The sequence below is a fragment of the Alcaligenes sp. genome (assembly GCF_050255915.1).
Taxonomy (GTDB): domain Bacteria; phylum Pseudomonadota; class Gammaproteobacteria; order Burkholderiales; family Burkholderiaceae_B; genus Alcaligenes; species Alcaligenes aquatilis.
This window is the reverse complement of sequence record NZ_JBFWIQ010000003.1, coordinates 167,550-186,840: the sequence shown is the minus strand read 5'-3', so window position 1 is coordinate 186,840 and position 19,291 is coordinate 167,550. Positions and strand designations below refer to the sequence as shown.

At 55.5% G+C, this 19,291-nt stretch carries 19 protein-coding genes; 5 read left to right on the top strand and 14 right to left on the bottom strand.

Annotated features, from left to right (window positions below):
* The first annotated feature begins 10 nt into the window (after positions 1–10).
* Both AB7E06_RS04955 and AB7E06_RS04950 read left to right on the top strand, forming a co-directional pair.
* Entirely contained in the window at positions 11–2,083 is a 2,073-nt protein-coding gene (locus AB7E06_RS04955; protein ID WP_108727540.1) for a M3 family metallopeptidase, read from the top strand.
* A gap of 15 nt (positions 2,084–2,098) precedes the next feature.
* On the top strand, positions 2,099–2,710 hold the full coding sequence (locus tag AB7E06_RS04950; RefSeq protein ID WP_094196838.1) for an SCO family protein: 612 nt from the start codon (positions 2,099–2,101) through the stop codon (positions 2,708–2,710).
* 175 nt (positions 2,711–2,885) lie between these two features.
* Here the strand turns inward: AB7E06_RS04950 and fusA are convergent, their stop codons facing one another.
* Entirely contained in the window at positions 2,886–5,003 is a 2,118-nt protein-coding gene (gene fusA / locus AB7E06_RS04945; protein WP_094196839.1) for an elongation factor G, read from the bottom strand.
* Between the two features lie 120 nt (positions 5,004–5,123).
* Here fusA and AB7E06_RS04940 point away from each other — a divergent pair, with 120 nt between their 5' ends.
* Both AB7E06_RS04940 and AB7E06_RS04935 read left to right on the top strand, forming a co-directional pair.
* Positions 5,124–6,338 (top strand): SGNH/GDSL hydrolase family protein, encoded by a 1,215-nt coding sequence (locus AB7E06_RS04940; protein WP_094196840.1) that lies wholly within the window; start codon positions 5,124–5,126, stop codon positions 6,336–6,338.
* 83 nt (positions 6,339–6,421) lie between these two features.
* Positions 6,422–6,775, top strand: coding sequence for an ArsR/SmtB family transcription factor (locus tag AB7E06_RS04935; protein ID WP_094196841.1), 354 nt, complete (start codon positions 6,422–6,424; stop codon positions 6,773–6,775).
* 133 nt (positions 6,776–6,908) lie between these two features.
* Here AB7E06_RS04935 and AB7E06_RS04930 read toward each other — a convergent pair whose 3' ends face one another.
* Positions 6,909–8,294 (bottom strand): dihydrolipoyl dehydrogenase, encoded by a 1,386-nt coding sequence (locus tag AB7E06_RS04930; protein WP_427955466.1) that lies wholly within the window; start codon positions 8,292–8,294, stop codon positions 6,909–6,911.
* Between the two features lie 129 nt (positions 8,295–8,423).
* Here AB7E06_RS04930 and AB7E06_RS04925 point away from each other — a divergent pair, with 129 nt between their 5' ends.
* Complete coding sequence (locus AB7E06_RS04925) at positions 8,424–8,840, top strand: MerR family transcriptional regulator (protein WP_094196843.1); 417 nt, start codon at positions 8,424–8,426, stop codon at positions 8,838–8,840.
* A gap of 142 nt (positions 8,841–8,982) precedes the next feature.
* Here the strand turns inward: AB7E06_RS04925 and AB7E06_RS04920 are convergent, their stop codons facing one another.
* Genes AB7E06_RS04920 through AB7E06_RS04865 form a run of 12 tightly spaced genes read right to left on the bottom strand, consistent with a single transcriptional unit; the run spans position 8,983 to position 19,285 of the window.
* Entirely contained in the window at positions 8,983–10,269 is a 1,287-nt protein-coding gene (locus AB7E06_RS04920) for a TRAP transporter large permease (protein WP_094196844.1), read from the bottom strand.
* An 18-nt stretch (positions 10,270–10,287) separates the two neighbouring features.
* Complete coding sequence (locus tag AB7E06_RS04915; RefSeq protein ID WP_159063932.1) at positions 10,288–10,818, bottom strand: TRAP transporter small permease; 531 nt, start codon at positions 10,816–10,818, stop codon at positions 10,288–10,290.
* Positions 10,819–10,872: 54 nt separating this feature from the next.
* A complete protein-coding gene (locus AB7E06_RS04910) occupies positions 10,873–11,850 on the bottom strand; it encodes a TRAP transporter substrate-binding protein (RefSeq protein WP_159063933.1) in 978 nt (325 codons plus the stop codon).
* 40 nt (positions 11,851–11,890) lie between these two features.
* The gene (locus tag AB7E06_RS04905) at positions 11,891–12,424 is read right to left on the bottom strand and encodes a type II 3-dehydroquinate dehydratase (protein WP_094196847.1); all 534 of its coding nucleotides are present in this window, start codon (positions 12,422–12,424) and stop codon (positions 11,891–11,893) included.
* Positions 12,425–12,451: 27 nt separating this feature from the next.
* A complete protein-coding gene (locus tag AB7E06_RS04900) occupies positions 12,452–13,207 on the bottom strand; it encodes an SDR family NAD(P)-dependent oxidoreductase (protein ID WP_427955459.1) in 756 nt (251 codons plus the stop codon).
* A 33-nt stretch (positions 13,208–13,240) separates the two neighbouring features.
* Entirely contained in the window at positions 13,241–13,987 is a 747-nt protein-coding gene (locus AB7E06_RS04895; protein ID WP_427955456.1) for an SDR family NAD(P)-dependent oxidoreductase, read from the bottom strand.
* An 8-nt stretch (positions 13,988–13,995) separates the two neighbouring features.
* Positions 13,996–14,829, bottom strand: coding sequence for an alpha/beta fold hydrolase (locus AB7E06_RS04890; RefSeq protein WP_094196850.1), 834 nt, complete (start codon positions 14,827–14,829; stop codon positions 13,996–13,998).
* Positions 14,826–16,052 (bottom strand): CaiB/BaiF CoA transferase family protein, encoded by a 1,227-nt coding sequence (locus AB7E06_RS04885; protein WP_094196851.1) that lies wholly within the window; start codon positions 16,050–16,052, stop codon positions 14,826–14,828. Before AB7E06_RS04885 ends, AB7E06_RS04890 begins: the two co-directional genes overlap by 4 nt.
* Entirely contained in the window at positions 16,049–16,855 is an 807-nt protein-coding gene (locus AB7E06_RS04880) for an IclR family transcriptional regulator (protein ID WP_080723684.1), read from the bottom strand. The genes AB7E06_RS04885 and AB7E06_RS04880 overlap by 4 nt, the downstream gene beginning before the upstream one ends.
* Positions 16,852–17,997, bottom strand: a complete 1,146-nt coding sequence (locus AB7E06_RS04875) for a thiolase family protein (RefSeq protein ID WP_045929923.1) — start codon at positions 17,995–17,997, stop codon at positions 16,852–16,854. The genes AB7E06_RS04880 and AB7E06_RS04875 overlap by 4 nt, the downstream gene beginning before the upstream one ends.
* Position 17,998: 1 nt before the next feature.
* A complete protein-coding gene (locus AB7E06_RS04870) occupies positions 17,999–18,436 on the bottom strand; it encodes a Zn-ribbon domain-containing OB-fold protein (RefSeq protein WP_094196853.1) in 438 nt (145 codons plus the stop codon).
* 18 nt (positions 18,437–18,454) lie between these two features.
* On the bottom strand, positions 18,455–19,285 hold the full coding sequence (locus AB7E06_RS04865; protein WP_094196854.1) for an alpha/beta fold hydrolase: 831 nt from the start codon (positions 19,283–19,285) through the stop codon (positions 18,455–18,457).
* Positions 19,286–19,291: the final 6 nt, after the last annotated feature.

The window sequence follows — 19,291 nt, the reverse complement described above, 5'->3', positions numbered from 1 at the left end:
ATAACGGTTTATGACGACAAATCCCTTACTGGTTCCTATCGACAGTCTTATTGACTATCCCGCCATCCAGCCCGAGCACATCGAGCAGGCGGTGGACCAACTGCTGGCCTTGGCCCGCCAAGCCATAGACACAGTCTCCAACGACGATAGTGAACCCAGTTGGGACAATATCGTCGAGCCCATCACCGACGCCACCGAAACCTTGTATCGCGCCTGGTCGGTGGCCGGTCACCTGAACTCGGTCATCAATACGCCCGAGCTGCGTGCGGTGTACAACCAGTGCCTGCCACGCATGAGCGAGTTCTCGACCTGGGTAGGCTTGAACCGTCCTTTGTTCCTGCGTTACCAGGCTCTGGCTGACAGCCCGGCCTTTGCCGCCCTGACGCCCCAGCGCCAACGTATCATTACCCTGGCCTTGCGCGATTTCCGCTTGAGCGGTGTGCAACTGGAAGGTCAGGCACGTGAAGACTACGCCCGCATTTCCGAAGAGCTGGCGCAAACCTCGCAACAGTTCTCCGAGCATGTACTGGATGCCATTGATCAGTGGTATTACCTGGTCACTGACCAGGCCGAGCTGGACGGCATCCCGGACGACGTGCTGGCCGCTGCCCAACGCGCTGCGCAAGAAAACGATCAGCAAGGCTGGCGTCTGACGCTGAAAATGCCTTGCTACCTGCCTGTCATGCAATACGCTCGCAACCAGACCTTGCGTGAGCTGATGTACCGGGCCTACACCACCATTGCCTCCGAACAAGGCGATGCCCAATTTGATAACTCCCAGGCCATTGAAACGCTGTTGGACCTGCGTGCCCAGGAAGCCAGCCTACTGGGTTTTGCCAGCTACGCCCATATGCGTCTGGAAACCCGCATGGCCGACACCCCAGAACAGGTGATGAGCTTCTTGCGTGATCTGGCTGCCAAAGCCCGTCCCTACGCCCGCCAGGATCTGGACGAGCTGCAAGCCTTCGCCCAACAAGAACTGGGCCTGGAAACCCTGCAAGCCTGGGATGTACCGTTCAGTGCCGAGCGCCTGCGCGAACAGCGCTACGCCTATTCGGAAGACGAGGTCAAACAGTACTTCACGGAACCTGCCGTTCTGAGTGGCCTGTTCAAAGTCATCCAGCGTTTATTTGACGTAACCCTGCGTGCCGCCGATGTCCCAGCCTGGCATCCTGCCGTGCGCCCTTTTGAAGTGATTGCCTCCGATGGCAAGGTCCTGGGTTATCTGTATATGGACCTGCACGCCCGTCAAGGCAAACAAGGCGGCGCCTGGGTCGATAGCGAACGCAGTCGTCGCCGTCTAGGTGAAACGCTGTGTCTGCCGATCGCCTACCTGGTGTGCAACTTTGCCGAACCTCAGCCTGGCCGCCCTGCGCTACTGACGCATGATGATGTGATCACCCTGTTCCACGAATCCGGCCACGCCCTACACACGCTGCTCTCGCGGGTAGACGATCCGGCTGCCTCGGCCTTCTCCGCCGTGGAATGGGACGCCATCGAGCTGCCCTCGCAGTTCATGGAAAACTTCTGCTGGGAATGGCCCGTCGTGCAGATGCTGACTGCCCACGTGGAAACCGGTGAGCACCTGCCCCGTGCGCTCTACAACAAGCTGAACCTGGCCCGCAACTTCCAAAGCGGCATGCAAATGGTGCGTCAGCTGGAATTCTCCCTGTTTGACATGCTGATCCACTCGCGTGACAGCGGCCTGAGCATTGATGCCGTCATGGAAATTCTGGATCAGGTTCGCCAGGAAGTCGCCGTGCTGTTCCCGCCTGAGTGGCACCGTTTCCCGCATCAGTTCTCACACTTGTTTGCGGGTGGCTATGGCGCAGGTTACTACAGCTACAAATGGGCCGAAGTCCTGTCCGCCGACGCCTACTCGGCCTTTGAGGAAAAAGCCTATACCCACTCGGATGGAGCACGTGATACCCTCGACAGCAATACGGGCCATCGCTTCTGGCGCGAGATTCTGTCCGTAGGGGGCGAACGCCCCGCTGCCGACTCCTTCCGTGCTTTCCGTGGCCGCGACCCTTCGATTACCGCCCTGCTCCGTCACAGCGGGCTCACTCCAGAGCCAGCCTAAACCCAGAGGACGTCCATGACACCCAGCCCAGTAAGGCCCATTCTTGTCTTGTTTAAACAGTTTGGCCTGACACTGGCGCTGGGCCTGTTCCTGCTAGGCAGCGCTGCCGCTGCCAATCTGCATCCCGTACGCGGCTTCCTGCCCGATCTGCGCTTTTCCCTGCAAGCCGCTGGTTCCAAAACACTCACCCAGGATGACTTCAAAGATAAAGTCGTCATGATGTTTTTTGGCTATGCCAGTTGCCCGGATATCTGCCCCACCACCTTGGCCCAGCTTGGGCTGGTCATGGAAGAACTGGGTAACGATGCCGAACAGGTACGCATCATCTTTGTCAGTGTGGATCCCCACCGCGATACGCCCGACTCCCTAGCCCGTTATATAGCCGCCTTTGACGGCAAGCACACGACAGGGCTGACAGGCTCTGAAAAGCAGATTGCCGATCTGGCCCGTCGTTACCGGGTCGCATTCCAGATTGAAAAACCCGATCCCAACGCGCCCGAGAACTACGAAGTCTCGCACAGCCGTGGTGTGTATATTTTCGATCAGCAAGGCAGGGCGCGGTATCTGGCACCCGACACCGAATCGGTGCAGGTTCTGGCGGACGGGGTACGCAGTCTGCTGAACTAAGCAGGCTTGGCCCTGAATCAAACCGCACATCAGACTGGCCAGCAGCGACAACACAGCAGCAACAACAACAACAACAACAACAACAACAACAACAACAACAACAACAACAGGCAAAGCATCAGGGGCGGGGGTTCCCGTGCCTGGTTAGACACAGGAAAACCCGCCCCCTTTGTCATCAGCCTCCCTGTCGTGTGCTCTGACGTTCTGCCACCAGATCCTGCACCATGGACCTGGGCACTTCCGCGTAGCGTTTGAACTCCATGCTGTACGTTGCACGGCCCTGGGACATGGAACGCAGCGTGGTGGCATAACCAAACATCTCGGACAAAGGCACTTCCGCCTTGATCAGCTTGCCCGCCCCCACCATGTCATCCATACCCTGAACCATGCCCCGACGGCTGGACAAATCACCCATCACATTGCCGGCATAGTCTTCAGGCGTTTCCACTTCCACCGCCATCATAGGCTCCAGGATCACGGGTGAAGCCTGTTTGGCCGCTTCCTTAAAACCGAAGATCGCCGCCATCTTGAAGGCTTGCTCGGACGAGTCCACGTCGTGGTAGGAACCGAAGGTCAAGGTGACTTTCACATCCACCACGGGATAGCCCGCCAGCACACCACTGTTCAGGGCCTCCAGCACACCTTTTTCCACTGCCGGAATGTACTCACGCGGAACCACCCCGCCCTTGATGGCATCGACGAACTCAAAGCCCTTGCCCGCCTCTTGCGGCTCCAGGGTGAAGACCACATGGCCGTACTGTCCTTTACCGCCGGACTGACGCACAAACTTGCCTTCGACATCACGCACGGTCTTGCTGATGGTTTCGCGGTAGGCCACTTGCGGCTTGCCCACATTCGCTTCCACACCGAACTCGCGCTTCATGCGATCCACAATAATTTCCAGATGCAGCTCACCCATACCGCCAATAATCGTCTGGCCCGATTCCTCGTCCGTGCTGACACGGAAAGACGGATCTTCAGAAGCCAGACGCGAGAGCGCAATCCCCATCTTTTCCTGATCGGACTTGGTCTTGGGCTCCACGGCCTGACGAATCACCGGCTCGGGAAACTCCATGCGCTCCAGCGTGATGATGGCCAAAGGATCACACAAGGTTTCCCCTGTGCTGACCTCTTTCAGGCCAACACAGGCGGCAATATCACCCGCATGCAGTTCATCGACCTCATGTCTGTCATTGGCATGCATCTGCACAATCCGGCCAATACGCTCTTTCTTGCCACGGCCCGGAATATAGACGCTATCCCCCTTGGCCAGCACACCGGAATACACTCGCACAAAGGTTAGCTGGCCGACATACGGGTCCGTCATCAGCTTGAATGCCAATGCTGAGAACTTCTCATTGTCGTCAGATTGGCGAGTGACGATTTCACCGGCCTCGTCCAAACCCTGCACAGCGGGCACATCCACAGGGGAAGGCAGCAGCTCCACCACCGCATCCAGCATGCGTTGTACCCCCTTGTTCTTGAAGGCCGAACCACACAGCATGGGCTGAATCTCTCCGGCAATGGTGCGCAAGCGCAGGCCCAACGTAATCTGGGCCACGCTTAAGTCACCCGTTTCCAGGTACTGATTCATCAGCTCTTCATTGGCCTCTGCCGCCGCTTCCAGCATGCGCTCGCGCCACTGTTTGGCCGGGGCCTGCAGATCATCAGGGATGTCCTCAAAACTGAATTTCATGCCCTGAGAGGCCTCGTCCCACACAATCGCTTTCATCAAGCGCAAGTCGATCACGCCTTTGAAGCCATCTTCAGCCCCCATAGGGATCACCACAGGCACAGGATTGGCCTTGAGTCGATCCACCATCATCTGACGTACGCGAAAGAAATCCGCCCCCACACGGTCCATCTTGTTGACGAAAGCCAGGCGCGGAACCTTGTACTTGTTGGCCTGACGCCAAACCGTTTCAGATTGCGGCTGTACCCCGCCGACAGCGTCATACACCATGACCGCGCCGTCCAGCACGCGCATGGAACGTTCCACCTCGATGGTGAAATCCACGTGGCCGGGGGTGTCGATGATATTGATACGGTGCTCGGGCAGCGAGCCATCCATGCCTTGCCAAAAGCAGGTCGTGGCCGCCGAGGTAATGGTGATGCCACGCTCCTGCTCCTGACTCATCCAGTCCATGGTGGCCGCCCCGTCATGCACTTCCCCCAGCTTGTGACTGACGCCGGTGTAGAAAAGAATGCGCTCGGTTGTCGTGGTCTTGCCGGCATCAATATGTGCCGATATACCGATGTTCCGATAGCGAGTAATGGGGGTATGGCGGGCCATGATAATTCCCTTGAAGTCCTTATACCTTGCGCAACAAGGCAGTTGGGCTCCTGTTTATTTCAGTGGTTGATAATCATCTAATAGTACGCCTACAATCGTACTATTAACAAGGAATTTTCTGTGCACCACTTATCTCAAGAACACTCAAAGTCATCCCACTGGATTGCCACCTGGACCGCCAGCACCCAACCGCTCTGGGGCGAAGAACTACCTTTCCCAAACAATATGGCAGCGCTAAGCGGCCAACAAACGGTGGCCTTGAGGTTGCGCGTCAGCTTGGGTGGGAAGCGTTTAAGACTGCTTTTTTCCAACGAATACGGCACACAGCCACTGATTCTGGGCCCGGTCAGTGTGGCACTTGGCTCGAACACACAGAAGCACCAGACACTACTGTTTTCCGCTCAACCACAGGCCGTTATTGCTGCGGGTAAAACGTTGCTCAGTGATCCGCTCGAGCTGGATATCCCCGATTTGGCCAGCCTATTTGTACGCTTCTATCTGCCCCAGCGTTGTCCCGTGTCCAGCTTTCATTGGGATACGAGGCGTACTGTCACCCTCCTGCCCGGCAACCAGACCTTGGTCGAGCACGTTGATTCTTGCACAGGCACCGAGATCACCGCCCTGCCTGTACTCGGCGCCGCCTGGGTCGAAACCAGCACAAACCGCAGCGTGGTGGCCGTCATTGGGGACTCTTTGGTTGATGGCAATGGCGTATCCATCGATAGTGATCAACGCTGGACAGATCATCTGGCAAAACACTTGGTGCCGCATGGCGTCGCAGTCGTCAATGCAGGGCAATCTGGCTCCCGGCTGCGACAAAATGGCATAGGCATAAGCGCCAAGATCCGTTTTGAACGTGATGTCTTAAACGTCCCTGGCATCCGACTGGGCATCCTCCAGGTCGGCCTAAACGATCTGGGTTGGCCGGGCACGCCGCTGGAACCGGACACAGCCCCCCCTAGCGCAGCAGTTCTGATTACGGCCTATCAAGACCTGATTGCTCAAGCCCATGCCAAGCACATCCCACTAGTAGGACTGACCTTAACGCCCTTCAAGGGAGCCTTTGGCGGCTCACCCTTCGATGCCTTCTTCACCCCAGAGAAAGAAGCCATCCGACAAGCGCTGAATACCTGGATGCGTAGCAGCCAGGAATTTGATGCCCTTATCGATCTGGACACGTTGCTACGCGATCCGCAAGACCCGCAACGCCTGCGAGCGGCTCTGGATGTGGGCGATCACCTGCATCCTCATAATCATGGCAATCAATTAATTGCCGAATCCATCTCCATAAAAACGCTGCTTTCGCTACTGCAGCGTTCAGAAATCACAGCATAAGCAGTAGCAAGGGCGACTAATAGGCAGGAGACGGTACGTGGACACAGGTACAATCACTGCGACGAATCAAGACAGGACTTTACATGCTTCCCAATCATCCCGAGCGCGCACAGATTCGCTTGGAAAATGTGCTCACGGCCCTGGGCAATCCTTTGCGCCTGGCCGTTGTACGCGCCTTGGCCTCGGAAGGCGAACGCGCGTGTGGCTCGCTGCTGCAAGGCCAAACCAAATCCACCATGACCCATCACTGGCGTGTATTGCGCGATAGCGGCGTGATCTGGCAACGACCCTCTGGACGGGAAAACCTACTGTCTCTACGTAAGGACGATCTGGAGGCACGCTTTCCCGGCCTGCTGCATTCCTTGCTAGGCGCACTGGAACATGACCCGGTAACCGAGGCGACCACCGCGCAACATCTGCAAAACGCCGCTAAATAATAAAAATGCCCTGAAAATCAAACTGCCCGCCCAAGGTCGGATCAGCATCCAAGCTTTGGCGGGCAGTTCAAATACAGGATCAAGATTCCCGGGGCAAAAACCCGAGAACGAAATCAACCCCATTCAGATGAGCTTACTTGCCTCGCAAGGCAGATTGAGCCTGACGCAAGGCCGTACGCAGACCCTCTTCCAATACAGGATGATAGAACGGCATCGCCAGCATCTGATCCAGTGTCAGCCCCATCTGCAAGGACCAGGCCAACAAATGAGCGATATGTTCGGCTTGAGGCCCGACCATCTCGGCCCCCAGGAACTTGCCCTCCTTGTCTGCATACACATGCAGCAAGCCACGGTTGACCAACATCACGCGGGCACGGCCCTGATTGCCAAAATTCACACTACCCGTCACTGCACCTTCTGGCAGCGACTTAAAGGGTGTGCCAACCACGGCCACCTGCGGATCACTGAACACCACCGCCATGCGGGCACGACGCGCCATAGGCTCGTCCTGGCCATTGCTGGCGGCCTGCAAGGCGGCCAGACGACCATCATCTGCTGCCTCGTGCAAGATAGGTGCGCGCTGGTTCACATCGCCCGCCAGATAGATAGAGGTGCCTTTCAGTTGCAAGCTGTCCAGGTCAAAGACCACCCGCCCTTTGCTATCCCATTGTGCAGGGGTATTGTCCAGGCCTAAATTATCCAACTGAGGTTTGCGGCCTGCCGCCCCCAGTACATAGTCGTAGTCCTCGACCAACTCCTTGCCATTCACCTGCAAGCGCACGCGCGCCTTGCCATTGACGACTTCACTACCCAATACAGCTACGTCGGCACGAATGTTCAGTTCCTGGCTGAAAATCGCTCGTCCGGCTTCTCGCACCTCAGGATCGGAAAGACCCGCCAGACTCTGACTACGGTTGATGATGGACACCTTCACGCCCAAGCGCGCCAGCGCCTGGCCCAGCTCCAGACCAATGACACCGGTGCCCACGACCAGCACACTTTCCGGTACATCCGTCCAGTCGAAAATCTCTTCGTTACTGATTAACAAAGCCCCCAGCGGCTCCAGCTCCTTGGGGCGCACCGGCGTGGAACCGGTAGCAATAATCACGTGTCCTGCAGTGATACGGGTATGGTCGTCCACTTCCAGCACATGCTCGGACACAAAGCGGGCATGGCCACGCACTTTGTCCTGGGCATCAAAACCTTCCACATCGTCCACCACAAACTGCACAAAGCGATCCCGTTCGCGGCGCACGCGGTCCATAACCTCTTTGCCTTCAATGCGGATATTGCCATCCACGTGAACACCAAAGGGAGCGGTATGGCGGGCATGATGGGCGGCATCGGCCGCTGCAATCAGCAGCTTGGATGGCATGCAGCCAACGCGTGCGCACATGGTGCCATAAGGGCCTGATTCGATCATCAACGTTCGTTTGCCGGCTCGTTTGGCCGTACGATACGCTGTCATACCTGCTGTCCCTGCTCCAATGACGGCAACATCACACTGAATTTCTTTCATCACCACTCCTTGAGTCCATACTCAGGCAATCAGGGGCCTGATGACCTACCTGACGGCCCGCTCTACAATGTGCAGAATTGACTCTTTCAATCATAACGCAGTCCCCTTGCACTGCCCCGAGGAAAGCCCATGCTGATTAGTGAAGCGGCCCGCGTAACCGGCCTGACACCCAAGATGATTCGGCACTATGAAGATCTGGGACTCTTGCATAGTGACCGTGCCCCCAATGGCTACCGCGTCTACCAGGATCAAGACCTGGATACCTTGCACTTTATTGTGCGTGCCAAGGATTTGGGCTTCAATCTGGCGGACATTCAGCAGTTGACCAGCCTGTGGCGCGACCAGCAACGTCCCAGCAGCGAGGTCAAGCAACTGGCCCAGGCACATATCAAGGATCTAGAAAGCCGCGCGGCTCTGCTGCTGGACATGGCGGCCAAACTGAGTGTGCTGGCTGAGCAATGCCAGGGCGACCACCAGCCAGATTGCCCGATTTTGGATGGGTTAGAGGGCGGTCATTGTTCCAGTTCGGTTCAGAAACCAAGTTAGCCGTGGGCTCATCCAGACCCATGCGACGCTTGTGGGCCTTCCCTGCCCGGACCGGTTAACAACAGGACCACTTTGAAAAAAAACCTCCCAAACCTTCATCAAGGTCCGGGAGGCAGCCGCCTTTTACCTACTTATACGTATCCTAAGAGCCCGCAACCAAATTAGGCAGCCACACCGACACTTGTGGGAACAAGGTCAAGAGAAGCAGTACCAGCAAAGCTGTTAACAGGAAAGGAGCAATACCCACCACACCACGCTCTAAAGAGATGCGAGCCAGCAAGGACGAAATATTCAAACACAAGCCCGCGGGCGGGGTAATCAAACCGATGCACAGATTCACGACAGTAACCACAGTAAAGTGCGTAGGATCAATACCCAATTTCATCGCAATGGGGTAAAGCACAGGAATCAGCATGACCAAAGCGGCATTGGTCTCCAGAAACATACCCACGATCAGCAACAGCACATTGACGAACAGCAGGAACACGAGCGGGTTGCTGATGTTTTCCAAGACAAAGGCGGAAATGGCCTCCGGAATGCTGACATAAGCCAACAACCAACTAAAAACACGTGCTGCTGCAACGATAATCATGATCACGGCGGTGGTATGGGCTGCGCCGACCAAACTATCGACAAAGACTTTCCAGGTGATCTGACGGTACACAAACGTACCGACTATCAGAGCATAAATCACCGCCATAATAGCGGCTTCGGTAATGTTGAAAATACCGCTGCGAATACCGCCCAGAATAAAGATCGGCAGCAGCAAGGCAAAGGCCGAGTTCTTGAATGTCGTCCAGATTTCCTTGCCCGAAGCCTTGCCTTGCGTGGGGAAATTATTGCGCTTGCTGATCCACCAGCTCAACACCAGCATGGACAACATATAAAGAGCACCTGGCACCACTCCAGCCAGAAACAACGTTGTGATGGATTGGCCCGTCAGAACAGCCACGACAATAAAGGGAATAGAGGGCGGAATAATGGGGGCCACCACGTTCGCTGCCGCAATGACGCCGCCCGCAAAACCGGGGGGATAGCCCGAGCGGATCATGGCCGGAATCATGATACGGCCCAAGGCGCTGGTATCTGCCACCGCCGAACCGGATATCCCGGCAAACATGCCAGAGGCCAGCACGCCGCTCATGGCCAAGCCCCCTTTGAAACGACCTAACAAGGCATTGGCAAAATCCAGCAGTCGGCTGGTCAAGCCACCGGAAGTCATCAAGCTGCCAGCCAATACAAAAAACGGGATAGCCAGCAAGGAGAAACTGTCCAGTCCGCTGAACAATTGCTGGGGAACCGCCATCAAACTGATATCACCCAGCACTACCAAAGCAGCCAGAACGCCCGCCGTGATGGCAAAGCCGATCGGCATGCCAATCAGCATGAGAATGAGCGTCAGGAGGGTAATTAAGGTTACGGTGATCATAAAAAGTGTTTTCCGTACTTAGGGATGCTCATCGGTACTGCCAGATGTCCAATCGGACTGACTGCCCAAGCGAATCAAGAGCAAAATGACGACACACAAGCCCATCCCTAGCCACAGGGACGCATAAACCCAAGACATGGGAATGTCCATCGCCGCCGATAGCTGAACCGCATTGATTTGCGCAAATTCCCAACCGTAGTAGGTCATGCTGAGCAGAGTCGCCAACATCAAAAGGTCGCGAATAATCAATACGCGCCGTTTGAGTTTGCTCGAAAGGTAATCTAGCAAAATGGTGACAGTGACATGACCACCACGGCGCAATACAGCCGCACTGCCCAGCAAGGAAATCCACACCATCAAGAAGCGAGCGACTTCCTCACTCCAGGAGGACATATCTTTCAGGACGTAGCGAGAAAAGATCTGCCATGCAATAACCGCACACATCACAAACATCATGCTGCCGATAATCCAGTCCAGCGCCTTTTCAATAACAGACGCGCTTTTATCGGCCCAATTTTCTGTTTTGGTCGGTACGTTGTTAGTTGTCATAACTTTTACCTGTGGGGTCGGGACATGCGGGTGACACATGTCCCGATTTTTTCATTATTGAACGGCGCGGATTTTATCCAGCCAAACCTGCAGCTCGGGGAACTCTGCATCCATGGCTTTAATCTTGGTCGCAAAGGCTTCGCGGTCAACGGCGTTAAATGCCATGCCTTTTCCGATCAGGAACTGCTTCATGTTTTCCTCTTCCGCTATCATGCGATCTGTGGCCTCTTGCATCACACGCTCGCCCTCTTCCTGCAAAATCTGCCGTGTCTCTTCGGGCAGTTTTTTGAAGTAGGCGTCCGAATAAATCAAGGTCATCGCGCCGATGGTGTGCTGAGTTTCAGCCACGTTCTTTTGCACCTCGAACAGATTGACGTTCTTGATCACTTCCAGGGGGTTTTCCTGACCATCGATCATGCCGTGCTGCAAGGAGGTGAACAGCTCAGCCATGCCCATAGGCACCGGACTGGCACCCAGCGTGGTCCAGGTGCTGCGATACATGCGCAGTGGCGGGACACGCATTTTCAGGCCGTGCAAATCGTCCGGGTTTTGAATCACACGGTTTGAAGTCAGGTAGCGAGCGCCACGATAGGCTGCACCCACCAGCTTGAAGCCGCTTTCCTTGGCGATCTGCTCATACAGCGCTTGGCCAACCGGGCCGTTGTACACAGCACGGTAGTGATCCATATCGCGAATCAGGTAAGGATAAGCTTCGACACCGGCTGACTTGGCGTAACGGTCCAACGCCCCCACACTTTGCAGCACAATGTGATTGGTGCCCATGCGCAAGCCTTCGATGGACTGAGGCCAGTCACCTGTCAAGCCGTTGGCATCGATATTGATTTTGATTTTCCCGCCTGAACGCTCTTCAACAGCCGCTTTAAAGCGCTCTGCTGTTTGTCCCCAGTGATCCTGGACAGCATAAATATGTGCAAACTTCAACGTGACCGGTTTGATTTCTGCCTGGGCGGCAACGCTGCTGAACAAACCGACTGCGGCAAAAATGGTAGCAAGTAGAGAAAACTTTTTCATGTCTTCCTCCGTATTAATCGTTATATGAGATAAAGAGAAACTACTGACCCGAAGGTCGCCCCAGGAAGCTCTGATCATCCAGAGCCAAGGTCAAGGCGGTCAGCGCAGCCAGGTAGCTGTAATGACGCATGCCCATGCAAATGCCAGTAGCGGTATGGGTAAAACTGGATTGAATACTGCCACCGCCCAGACCACGGGCAGCGCCAGCACTGGCCGCAATATTCGAAAAATGAACTTCCATCACGGGCAGCTCCGTGTCTTCCAAGGCATGGCGTACGCCCTCGCCAATGGTGGTCAAGCCAGCGGGGTTAATAAGGTAACCATCGACCCGATGAGCGGACTCGTGGATGTACTCCAAAATATCGCCCATGTGATTGGACGAAAAATTCTCTACCTCTACACCCAACTGCTCACCAAAGTTGCGCACACATCCCTTGAGCTCGTCCAGGGACTGAATGTTTCCATAGACTTTTTTGCTGCGCTTACCCAGGCTCGACATGTTCGGGCCATCAATCACAGCGATAAGGTGTTTGCGGTTGGAAGAACGGGTGATGGTGAAGTTATGTGCACTCATGCTCGGAAAGCCTCTTGCCAAGTGGGATTAGTTAAAACGCAGACCAGCATCCACGTTCAGTGTCTGACCCGTGATGTATTTGCTTTCATCGCAAGCCAGGAACATGGTGGCGCCAATCATGTCGCTGACATCCCCTTTACGTTTCAAGGTTTGGGCAGCGATAATGGCGTCCCATTGCTCTGGACGAATGGTGTCGCGTGGCACTTCGGTCACAATGCCGTGCGGACTGATGGCATTGACATTGATGCCGTACTCACCCAGCTCGGTAGCCAGGGCGCGGGTCAAGGCGACAACCGCCCCTTTTGAGGCCACGTAGTGCGCGTAGTTCGCGCGGCCCGTGACCACAACGCTGGAAGAAATATTGATGATCTTGCCGCTTTGCTGTTGCTTCATGAAAGGCGATACCGCCTTGGCGCAGTTAAAGACACCACGGGCATTGACGCCCATCACAAAGTCCCACTCGTTTGCATCGATTTCTTCAAATGGCTTCATTTTCAAAGTCGAGAAAACGGCTGCGTTGTTAATCAGAACGTCCACCGTGCCAAAGGCTTTGACCGCCTGCGCAACCATCTCGGCCGTGCTCTTGTCATCCGACACGTCGACCTTGACGGCCAGTGCCTGACCATTTTCTGCCTGAATTTCTGCGACAACCGCCTGTGCTTTGTCAATGTTCAAATCAGCGACCACCACTGCGGCCCCGGCCTTGGCAAATTCTTGCGCGTAGGCACGACCAATCCCTTGGCCCGCTCCGGTAATAATCACTGTTTTATTTTCAAATCTCACGATAGTTCCTTATTGGTATGGGTATGAATGTATTCAGGCAGGCATACGTAAGGTAGCCATACCACCATCAATATTGATGACGGTGCCGGTGTAAGACAGCGCCCCCGGGTGGGCAACGTGGGCAACCAGGCGGGCAACCTCTTCGGGCTGTACCATTTGGCCGGTGGGTTGGCGACGGTGAAACTCATTGCGCTTGGCCATCGGATCGCTAGCGCGCTTGGCCAGCTCGGTCATGAAAGGGGTGTCTACGGTGGCGGGGGCAATGCCCACTACGCGAATCTGCTCGGCAATCAAATCGGCGGCCATCGCCAGCGTCATGGACTGGATCGCCCCTTTGCTCGCTGAGTACAGCGCGCGCTCGGGTAAACCATTGATCGCCGTGCAGGAAGACATATTGACGATCACGGCATTGTTCGACTGACGCAAATATGGCAAACACGCACGCGTACTACGCATATAGCCCAGAACATTGATGTTAAAAATGCGCAGCCAGTCTTCGTCGCTGCCATCTTCTATCGTGCCCACAAAGCTCACACCGGCGTTATTGATCAAGACATCAATGCCGCCCTGTTCTTGGGCAAACCCGGCCAGCGCCAAATTCAAGGACTCCTGATCGGTCACATCGGCAATCAAGGCCGTGGCCCCTTGAGGGATACCCTCAGGCTGACGGTCAATCCCCCCCACAATGGCACCCAACTCCAGCAGGTGCTGGCATACAGCCTGGCCGATGCCGGCGGCAGCACCCGTGACAACCACGATTCGGCCTATAAAATCTGACATAACGGTTCCTAGCAAAAATGTGTGTTGCCAGATGCCTTGAAGTGCGCCAACAGCAAATCAATCAAGGTATCGGGCGCAGTCAGTGGCAACATGTGCCCTGCCCCATCAATAATGTGTAGCGCGGTCTGTGTCTTGCCGGCTTTGTGCAAAGTATCCAGGATGATCTGCATGGCACTGGCGGGCGTAGACAGATCCTGGCTGCCCGTCAGCAGCAAAGTGGCCGGCAAGTGCGCCGCTAGGTCGCCATACCCGGAAAACTGGGCAAGACTTTGCCAACTGCTCAGCAATGTCTTCACCGGAACCAGGCGTAGCTGTTGCTCTGCGTACTGCATGGCTTGGGCTAGCTCAGGACTGGGCTCCAGACCACCAAACCAGCGCTGCATAGTGGTCTGCACAATGGTTTGACGGCTCTCGTGCTGTATGGCCTGGGCACGCTCACCAAATACCGCCAAACCCATCGGCGGGCTGGCGATAATGCTCAGGCTTTGCACCTTCTTGGAAGAACTCTCGGCCAACCTGGCCGCCGCCAGGGTTGCAATCACCCCACCAATCGAATGCCCCAGCAAATGAACCTTGTCACAACGACAGGACTCCACCACCTTGACGGCATCGTCCACCAAGGTATCCAGGTCGAAATGCGATAGCGCGACAGCCGAGCCATGACCTCGCAGGTCGTAGCTCAGACACGGGTAATCGGCAGCCAAATAGCTGAACAGTGCGTCAAAGGAGCACGCATCGACTCCGATGGAGTGCAAGGCAATGACACACTCATCACGGCTCGTGCCCTTGTCCACCGCGAGCAAAGAACCCGAATAATGAAGCCTGCTCAATGGGTTCGTCATGCTTGGCTACACGTGCTGTTCAACAAAACGCCTTTACTTTGTAAAGACGACACAGCTTCAGCAGACAGGCTTAACCACTCACCCAACACGCGCGCATCATCCTCGCCCTTCTTAGGAGGGAACCGAGATGGAGCCGCTTCGGCGCCCACGAATTTGATGGGGTTTCCAACGACCTCAATGCTGTGGTCTTCATTTTGAAGCGCCAGAATCATGCTGCGCTCTGAAGTGCGCGCATGCGCCAATGCCTCTGGCACAGACTGGATCAAGGCAACCGGCACGCTATGCTCTTCCAATAAAGGAATCCAATGCGCAGCCGCTTGTGTCGCGAAAGCGCTTTCAAGCAGCTCCCACAAGGCCTGCTTATTTTTCAGGCGGCTGGCACCAGTCTGGAAACGCTCATCGTCAATAAGCGATTCCAAACCCAGCACACGACACAAGCCTTGCCACATTCTCTCGGTATTGGCCGTCACCACAAACTCACGGCCATCTCCCCCTCGAAATGAGCGATAAGTAGGAATAGAGTCATGCTTGGCCCCTTGGGGCGCGGGCGTCACATCTGCAATCAAGGCATAGGCACTTTGATAGGACAGCATGGCCAACTGGCAATCCAGCATCGCCACATCCACAATCCGACCTTTACCAGTACGCTCCCTGTCAGCCAAGGCGGCATTGATAGCGATAGTCGCGTACAAACCAGCCACCGTATCACCGGCTGGAATACCCAAACGTACGGCGGGTCTGCCCTCTTCGCCCGTCAGGCTCATGACGCCTGACAAGGCTTGCACAATCATGTCGTAAGCAGGTTTGTCACGATCCGGGCCGGTTTGTCCAAAACCACTAATGGACGCCCAGACCAGGCCGGGGTGTTCTTCACACAAGGCCTGTGGGTCCAGGCCCAGACGGGCTGCCACACCGGGGCGGTAATTTTCCACAACCACATCCGCTTTCAGGATCAGTTGTCGAACCAGGTCCAGCCCTTCAGCGGTTTTCAGATTTACCGCCAAACTGCTTTTATTGCGGTTGATACTCAGATAGTAGGCACTATCCTCACCCACAAAATGGGGGGGAATACTGCGACTGGAGTCACCTTCCGGTGCCTCGATCTTGACCACTTCAGCCCCCAGATCCCCCAGCACTTGTGTGCAGAAGGGACCGGACAAAAAGGTAGTGAGGTCGATGACCTTATAGCCTGCCAGGGGCTGAGCGGTAGCGGTATGACTCATAATTTGGTTTTTCTATGTCGGTATCCGAACATCTCGGACAGTTTTTCGGCATGATGAATAACGGCAGCGGTAATGGCGCTCAAACCTGCACTGGGCACACGGGTAGTGGGCATGGTCAAACAAATACAGCCCACAATGCCGTGGTTATCAAAGACTGGTGCAGCAACCCCGCGTGCATCGGGCAACTTCTCGCTCATGCTGTGGGCATAGCCGTTCTGGCGCACTTCGCTCAGCTCTGCCAAAAGCGACTCCAAAGCAGGCAAAGGTGCATCTTGCGCCGGAGAGGTCTCGGCCTTGGCATACACACGCTCTATCGTGTCCTGATCCAGATACGCCAAAATAGCCTTGCCGGAAGCCCCCCAGACCAGGGACATGGGTTTGTGCAAATCAATCTGATATTGCAGCTTGTGCTCGCCTCGTGCGATGGCGGCAAAACTCATGGCCGACTCGCTGACGGCATACGTGCCAAACAGGACAGTCTCGTTGAACTCGGAAGCAATCTCGTCCAGAGATTTTTGTGCCAAGGCAGGCTTGGATTCAGCGCTCATCACTTGCGCCGCTACTCGATAAAATTCAGGCCCAATGCTGTACAAACCACTTCCACCACTGACCACCGCAACAAAATCATCTTTGCGCAGCAGATTGAGCAAGCGGTGAGCCGTTGAAGGGGCCAGGCCCATTTGCTCGGACACTTGCTTGACGGTTACCGGGCCATTGGACTCCGCCAAGACAGCCAATAGCTGAAGCGCACGGCTTACGGTTCCGGTTGAACTAGTAGAGGTGGACGTGTTTTGTGTGGTCATATCTGGGCTTCAAAAATATGGATTGCACAAGCACCATGATCAAGGCCCGCAATACCGCCACCCGTGACGTGAGTCATGGCGTAGCGAGCATCAGGAACCTGACGTTCTCCGGCTTGGTGTGTCAGTTGCCAGTACATTTCCACGGCTTGGGCCACACCGCTTGCTCCCACTGGGTGGCCCTTGGCCAGCAAACCGCCACTGGGGTTCACCACCACGTCACCGCCGTAGGTACTACGGCCATCCAGCAGAAACTGAGCAGACTGCCCGACCTCACACAAACCTAGTGCTTCGTAATAAATAAGTTCGGCGATTGTAAACGCGTCATGCAGCTCAACCGCATCCAGATCCTGGGCTGTAATCCCCGCCATCTTGTAGGCATCGCGGGCAGATTCCGCCGAAATCTCGGGACGAGTCATATCGCGAAAACCGCTGGTCGCCTGACCGGAATGCAGCACCGACGCAGCGACCCGCATGGCAGGTTTCTGCAAGCGTTTCAAGGCACGCTCGGACACCATGATCAAGGCCGCCGCGCCATCCCCCGTAGGGCAACATTGCAGCAAGGTCAGTGGGTCACAAATAGGACGTGATGCCAGCACCTGCTCCACGGTCAGTGGATCGCGATACTGTGCATAGGGATTATGTTTACTGTGTGTGCGAGCCTTGATGGAGACCTGCGCCAGAACTTCTGGCCCCAGATTGCGTTCATGCAGGTAACGACGAGCACGCATGCCATACACCGCAGGCATCACCAAACCTTGCTGGACTTCGGGATCTTCCTGCACCAGAGGCAAGGTGCCTCCGCCAAACTGCGTCAGCTTGTCCACACCGATCACCAGCACGATGTCGTGTCGGCCAGCCTGGATATCTTTCCACGCCAAGTGAATAGCTGTGGCCCCACCCGAGCAAGCGTTATCGCAATTGACGACAGGCACTGTACCAATACCGATTTCCTTGACCAGACGCTGTCCCGTCAACATGCCACCAAAGGCGTGGCCGCAAACAACAGCATCAATATCCTGAGCCTGTACACCGGCACTGGCCATCGCGTTCAGGATTGCAGGCAAGGCCAAACCGGTATAGCTGGATTCTTTATGACGAGCCATGGGAATCATGGCCGCGCCGACTACATATGCTTCACTCACCTTACTTCTCCGCCGACACAGGAGTTACAAACCAGTCATTGCCATCGGTGGCAGTACTGACAGGCATATCGCAATACAAGGCACTCAGGTCTTCACAACGTATGTGTGCCAAAACACGAACTCCGTTAGGAAAATCCACATAACCCAAGGTGTAAGGCGTGGGACGCGACGCGGAAACATAAATGGTGGAAAAACTGTAGAGCTTTCCAAATGGGCCAAAAAACATGTCTTGCATGTCGCGAGCACCCGTTTCCATACACACGTCACGGACGGGAAAAGCCTTGCTGCCGCTGGAACGGCTCTGGCTGCCACGCAACAAGACCGCGCCATCTTCAACAACAAACTGGCTAGCCTGGTCTAACGCAATATCTCGTATCGGCTGTGCATTTGCACCGAAAGCCATTGCCGTCGGCAGCTCAGTAGATTCAGTAACTGGCATGAATTAATCCTTGCAGCATTAATTAACTTGATTCCAAAAATTCTCAATTTGCAGTGCGAAGGCTTCGGGCACTTCAACCGGCGTTGTGTGACCGGACTGCTCAAATACCGTATGTGTGCTGTCTGGAAGCAAGCTGTGCATATGCTCCATATCAGCGGGCTTTTTAGCTCTGTCCAAAGCACCGCTGATCAACAAATGAGGGGTGCTATTGCCTGCCAAAAGGGACTGATAGTCAGGACGGGCAAACACGCCATTGACTGAGTTGGCAATGCTGGGAGGCAAGTGTGTGAAGTAGTCGCGCCACTGCTCCTGCTGAGCCTGAGCAGCAAGGTCTGTGCTTGCCAGAAAGGCGTCTCCAAACATGGTTTGCAGCAAGGCCGAGACATAGGGCGCACCGCCATCTCGACGCAGTTGCGCTTCCAGTTGGTCAAAGCGCTCTTTCTGCTGTTCTGCCATCGAGGTGCAGCAAGACAGGACAGCAGAACGGACCAACTGAGGTGCGCACTGCATCAGCTCCTGAGCCACATAACCTCCCATCGAGCTACCCACTACATGCAGAGAAGAAAGCTGCAGCGCTTGGGCCAGGAATGCGTAGTCCTGTGCCAACTGATGCATGGTGGCGGGCTTCTGGCCTGCGGTGCTCAAACCCTGATTACGATGATCCGGGCAAATAATGTGCCATTCGTTTTGCAACGCCTGAATCACGGGCAGGAACATACCGCCATTGAAAAACAGGGAGTGCAGCATGAGTACGGATGGACGAGATGCGCTGGGCTGCCCAATTTCTACGTAATGTAGTTCGGCCCCATCGGGAAGCATCAGGTGCTGTGTGCGAACTCGTTTCATCATTTCCCT

Excerpts from the sequence above, each read along its gene's own strand:
- AB7E06_RS04870 (WP_094196853.1), bottom strand. The coding sequence starts at position 18,436 with ATGCCAGTTACTGAATCTACTGAGCTGCCGACGGCAATGGCTTTCGGT.
- fusA (WP_094196839.1), bottom strand. The coding sequence starts at position 5,003 with ATGGCCCGCCATACCCCCATTACTCGCTATCGGAACATCGGTATATCG.
- AB7E06_RS04880 (WP_080723684.1), bottom strand. The coding sequence starts at position 16,855 with ATGACCACACAAAACACGTCCACCTCTACTAGTTCAACCGGAACCGTA.
- AB7E06_RS04930 (WP_427955466.1), bottom strand. The coding sequence starts at position 8,294 with ATGAAAGAAATTCAGTGTGATGTTGCCGTCATTGGAGCAGGGACAGCA.
- AB7E06_RS04925 (WP_094196843.1), top strand. The coding sequence starts at position 8,424 with ATGCTGATTAGTGAAGCGGCCCGCGTAACCGGCCTGACACCCAAGATG.
- AB7E06_RS04955 (WP_108727540.1), top strand. The coding sequence starts at position 11 with ATGACGACAAATCCCTTACTGGTTCCTATCGACAGTCTTATTGACTAT.
- AB7E06_RS04905 (WP_094196847.1), bottom strand. The coding sequence starts at position 12,424 with ATGAGTGCACATAACTTCACCATCACCCGTTCTTCCAACCGCAAACAC.
- AB7E06_RS04920 (WP_094196844.1), bottom strand. The coding sequence starts at position 10,269 with ATGATCACCGTAACCTTAATTACCCTCCTGACGCTCATTCTCATGCTG.
- AB7E06_RS04950 (WP_094196838.1), top strand. The coding sequence starts at position 2,099 with ATGACACCCAGCCCAGTAAGGCCCATTCTTGTCTTGTTTAAACAGTTT.
- AB7E06_RS04895 (WP_427955456.1), bottom strand. The coding sequence starts at position 13,987 with ATGTCAGATTTTATAGGCCGAATCGTGGTTGTCACGGGTGCTGCCGCC.
- AB7E06_RS04915 (WP_159063932.1), bottom strand. The coding sequence starts at position 10,818 with ATGACAACTAACAACGTACCGACCAAAACAGAAAATTGGGCCGATAAA.
- AB7E06_RS04935 (WP_094196841.1), top strand. The coding sequence starts at position 6,422 with ATGCTTCCCAATCATCCCGAGCGCGCACAGATTCGCTTGGAAAATGTG.
- AB7E06_RS04865 (WP_094196854.1), bottom strand. The coding sequence starts at position 19,285 with ATGATGAAACGAGTTCGCACACAGCACCTGATGCTTCCCGATGGGGCC.
- AB7E06_RS04885 (WP_094196851.1), bottom strand. The coding sequence starts at position 16,052 with ATGAGTCATACCGCTACCGCTCAGCCCCTGGCAGGCTATAAGGTCATC.
- AB7E06_RS04910 (WP_159063933.1), bottom strand. The coding sequence starts at position 11,850 with ATGAAAAAGTTTTCTCTACTTGCTACCATTTTTGCCGCAGTCGGTTTG.
- AB7E06_RS04890 (WP_094196850.1), bottom strand. The coding sequence starts at position 14,829 with ATGACGAACCCATTGAGCAGGCTTCATTATTCGGGTTCTTTGCTCGCG.